The organism is Streptomyces jeddahensis (assembly GCF_001642995.1).
GTDB lineage: Bacteria > Actinomycetota > Actinomycetes > Streptomycetales > Streptomycetaceae > Streptomyces > Streptomyces jeddahensis.
The window spans coordinates 1-4,124 of the sequence record NZ_LOHS01000106.1; the positions used below are offsets into that span (position 1 = coordinate 1).

General features: G+C 73.3%; 3 protein-coding genes and 1 pseudogene. 2 read left to right on the forward strand and 2 right to left on the reverse strand.

Going from position 1 to position 4,124, the window contains the following annotated elements:
• Positions 1 to 207: pseudogene (locus STSP_RS41310) on the forward strand (hypothetical protein); the annotation flags it as partial.
• On the opposite strand, the gene STSP_RS24700 reads toward STSP_RS41310, so the two are convergent.
• Positions 191 to 691: a DUF2771 domain-containing protein gene (locus STSP_RS24700; RefSeq protein ID WP_067282256.1), complete on the reverse strand. Its 501-nt coding sequence runs from the start codon at positions 689 to 691 to the stop codon at positions 191 to 193. The pseudogene STSP_RS41310 and the gene STSP_RS24700 sit on opposite strands and share 17 nt — an antisense overlap.
• Positions 692 to 864: 173 nt before the next feature.
• A complete protein-coding gene (locus STSP_RS24705) occupies positions 865 to 2,190 on the reverse strand; it encodes an MFS transporter (RefSeq protein ID WP_232789778.1) in 1,326 nt (441 codons plus the stop codon).
• 729 nt (positions 2,191 to 2,919) lie between these two features.
• On the opposite strand from STSP_RS24705, the gene STSP_RS24710 reads away from it, so the two are divergent.
• On the forward strand, positions 2,920 to 3,840 hold the full coding sequence (locus STSP_RS24710) for a DUF3027 domain-containing protein (protein WP_067282261.1): 921 nt from the start codon (positions 2,920 to 2,922) through the stop codon (positions 3,838 to 3,840).
• Positions 3,841 to 4,124: the final 284 nt, after the last annotated feature.

Here is a 4,124-nt window from a genome sequence, read left to right on the forward strand (position 1 = left end):
GGTATGCCGGGGGCGGGAGGGGCGGCGGGCGCCCCGGTGGGCGGCTCGGACGGCGGGGCCGCGGGCTCGACCCGGTGCAGGGTCGTCCCGGGGAGCGCCACCTCGCTCGCCGGGCACGCGAACGCCCGCGCCACCGCGTCCCGTTCGACGGGGACCGCGGTGGCTACCAGGACCCGTACGGAGGCCGTGCTCAGGCGTCCTTCTTGAGCTTGAACGACCACAGGCCGGTGGCCTTCGAGCTGTCGCCCTCGAGGATGCTCACGGTCGTGGTGGAGCCGCTGGCCCCGTACTGCTGGTTGAAGAACACGCTGCCCGGGATCGTGCGGTACGTCTTGGTGCTGGCGTCCGTCAGGGCCTGGCCGTTCATGAGGATCGTCCAGCCCTTCTCCGCGATGTCCGGGTCCACGCCGAAGCGTACGGTTTCATCGGGGTCGACCTTGATGGTCTTGATGTCCTTGTCCTTCAGGCACTCCTGCAGCTGCGAGGCCTTCAGCGCCTCACCGTCCGCATAGCAGGAGGCCTCCGAGTGCACCGAGTCGCCGCCGACCGTGACGGTGGCGATCGGCGTCGGCTTGTCGCAGGCGGACAGGACGAGAAGTCCGGCGGACACGGCGCCGATGGCAGCGACGGCGCGACGGCGGTTCGCCGGGCGGTGTTCACGTGCGGCACTGCCGCGGGGCAGGGAGGTCATGGCCGAAGGCTATCCGGGCTCTGTGAGGCCATGCCATGTGGGGTGCGGCGTGCCGCGGGGTCGCGCCATACGGGGGTGTGCCGGGGTGGTGTGCGGGGGTGGACGGCTCCCGCCGCGGGACGCGTGCGGGATGGCCCGATCAGGTCACCCGGACCCGTGCGGGGCGGTCCCGGTCAGGCCACCCGGGCCCGTGCGGTGCTGCCGTGCCGGGCCGCCGCCAGCAGGCCGCGTACCGTCGACAGCCAGCCGACGGCGACGATGCCGGCGCCCACGGACAGTCCCAGGACCCCGTTGAGCGGAAGGGCGATGCCGATCGCGCCGCCCACCACCCACGACATCTGCAGCAGCGTCTCGGAGCGCGCGAACGCCGACGTACGCACCAGCTCGGGCACGTCCCGCTGGATCAGCGCATCCAGCGACAGCTTGGCCAGCGCCTGCGCGAACCCGGCGAAGGCGCCCAGGCACGCGACGATGAACGCCCCGAGCGCCCCGAAGAACACGGCCGCCGTGATCGCCACGGCCAGCACGATCGCGACGACCGTCACGATGATCACCTCCGGCGCCCGGGCCTTCAGCCAGGCCCCGACGGCCGTGCCCAGCGCATTGCCCGCGCCCGCCGCCACGCCCACTATGCCCAGCGACACCGCGGCGCTCTGACCGGCCATCGGATGCTCGCGCAGCAGGAACGCGAGGAAGAAGATGAGGAAGCCGGACAGGCAGCGCAGCGTCGCGTTGGCGGCGAGCGCGTGCGTCACGGCCGGGCCGACGGTACGCAGTCCCGGGCGCCGTCCCGTCGTCTTCTTCAGGTGCGGGCCGTGCAGATGCTCCTCGTCCGCGGCCAGCAGCGCCTTGTCCTCGCCCCTCGCCGAGTCCACCTTGGGCGGCAGCGAGAACGACAGGAACATCCCCGCGACGAAGATCACGAACGCGCCGTACAGCGGCCAGCGCGGGCCGATGAACTGCAGACCCGCCCCGATCGGCGCCGCCACGCCGGTGGCGAGCAGCCCGCCGAGCGTGACGCGTGAGTTCGCCTTGACGAGGGAGAAGCCGGGCGGCAGCAGACGGGGCACGACGGCGCTGCGGACCACGCCGTACGCCTTGGAGGCGACGAGGACGCCGAGGGCCGCCGGGTACAGCTCCAGGCTTCCCGTCACCACCGCGCCCGAGAGCATCAGCGCCAGCAGCGCCCGCGCCAGCATCGCGCCGGCCATCGCGGCGCGGCGGCCGTGCGGGAGGCGGTCGAGGAGGGGGCCGATGACGGGGGCGAGGAGCGTGAACGGCGCCATGGTGATGGCGAGGTAGAGGGCGACGCGGCCGCGGGCCTCGTCGGTCGGTACGGAGAAGAAGACCGTCGAGGCGAGGGCGACGGTGATCATCACGTCGCCCGCGCCGTTCACGCCGTGCAGCTCGATGAGTTTGCCGAGCCCGGACTCGCCCGCGCCGTGCGCGTGCGTCGCCCTTCTGATGCCGCGTGCCGCCCCTGTGAACGGCAGATGCAGGGCACGCCCGACCGTGCGGGCGCCCCTGCTGACCGGACCCGCCTCCCTGCTGGAGCTGCTCGAGGCGGACGATTTCGCGGCTGCCACTCCGTCATAGTGCCCCGTTGCCGGGGCGGGTAGTGCGGTTACCGCGCGTACGGGCGCCGTTCGCTGCGCTGTGCGGTGCCCGGGTCGCCATCTGCCGGCGGGTGGGTCGGGGCGTGTGCGTCTGCGGGGTGTCGTCGGCTGGTGCGCCACCTGCCGGTGGGTGGGTCGGGGCCGCGCCGGGATGTACGTCCTCGGGTCTGGCGCCGAACCCTAGTCTTTCGGGGAGCCCGGACTTTGCGCCAGCCGCTGCGGGCGCACATCCCGCCACGTCCCCTTCGGCCGCAGGGCGCCTGCGGGTCTCACCGTTGTGGGCAGGCGTTCCGCAGGGCGGAACTGGTGGGCAGAACCCCACGACGTACGGTGCGCCGAAGTCATGGGCGGCCCCCGGCACGGGAATGGGTGGGGCCGGACGTCGGTGTGGGCCCACGGGCCCGGAGAGGGTAGCGTGCGTAGCGCGCAACCCAACGGCAGTCCGCGGCCGCGCACCCCTCCGTCATCCCGCAGAATGGGTGACGTAGGTGCGCCCGGGACGAACCGGGCGCGGACGTCGACGCGGCCCCAAGGTCCGCTCCGTCCGCGTACCCGGTGCATCCGCTGCCGTACGGCGCACTCGTGAGACGGCGTAGGAGAGAAGCGATACCTGTGAGCGCAGCGACAACGCGAAGCCGTACCCCTGACCGTCTGTGCGCCGAGGCGGTCGAGCTCGCCCGTGCCGCGGCGGAGGAGGTCGCCGCGCCCGGTGTGGTGGGCGAGCATGTCGGGCTCGTCGTCGAAGGGGACCGGGTCGTCACGCACCTCTTCGAGTGCAAGGAGCCCGGGTACCGCGGCTGGCGCTGGGCCGTCACGGTGGCGCGGGCCTCACGCGCCAAGGTCGTGACGCTGGACGAGACGGTGCTCCTGCCCGGCCCCGACGCGTTGCTGGCCCCGGAGTGGGTGCCGTGGAGCGAGCGGCTGAGGCCCGGGGACCTCGGTCCTGGCGATCTGCTGCCGACCGACGCGGAGGATCTGCGGCTCGAGCCGGGATTCAGCGGCGAGGACATGCCGCCGCCGAACTCCGCCGTGTCGGAGGAGATGGCCGAGCTCGTCGAGGCCGAGGACGCCGAGGTCACGGGCGAGGCGCCGGCGAACCTGCCGGTCGCGCCGTCGCGCGGCTCGATCGCGGCGGTCGCCGAGGAGCTCGGTATGCGGCGGGCGCGGGTGCTCTCGCGGTACGGGCTGCACACGGCGGCCGACCGCTGGGAGGAGTCGTACGGGCCGAAGACGCAGATGGCGCAGGCCGCGCCCGCATCGTGTGTGACCTGTGGGTTTCTGGTGCCGCTCGCCGGGTCGCTGCGGCAGGCGTTCGGGGTGTGCTCGAACGAGTTCTCGCCGGCCGATGGCCGGGTGGTGTCCCTTGCGTACGGGTGTGGGGCGCACTCCGAGGCGGCGGTCATGCCGAAGCCGCCGCGGCCGGCTCCGCCCGTGCTTGATGAGACGCGGGTGGATGAATTGCCGTTGCGGCCTGCGGCCGACTCCGGGTCCGTCGAGACGGAGGGGCCGGCTGAGGAGTTCGGCCACTCCTAGCCTCCGGCGGCCGCGGCGCCCCTGCGGGGGCTGGACCACGATGAACGGCACCGTACGTCGTGGGTTGTGCCCACCCTCCCCCAGCTACCGCTGGGAGGTGCCCCCAGCCCTGCGGAACGATTGCCCACAACGGTGACGGTCGCCCCCACCGGCCTGTAGCCGCCCGCGTGCCGAAGGGGACGTGGCGGGATGTGCGCCCGCAGCGGCTGGCGCAAACGTACGGCTCCCCGAACGATGACGGTTCGGCGCCAGACCGAGGACGTACATCCCGGCGCGGCGCCCCA

What these genes read in the sequence shown, in the direction of transcription:
- STSP_RS24700 (WP_067282256.1), bottom strand. Translation starts at nt 691, where the DNA reads ATGACCTCCCTGCCCCGCGGCAGTGCCGCACGTGAACACCGCCCGGCG.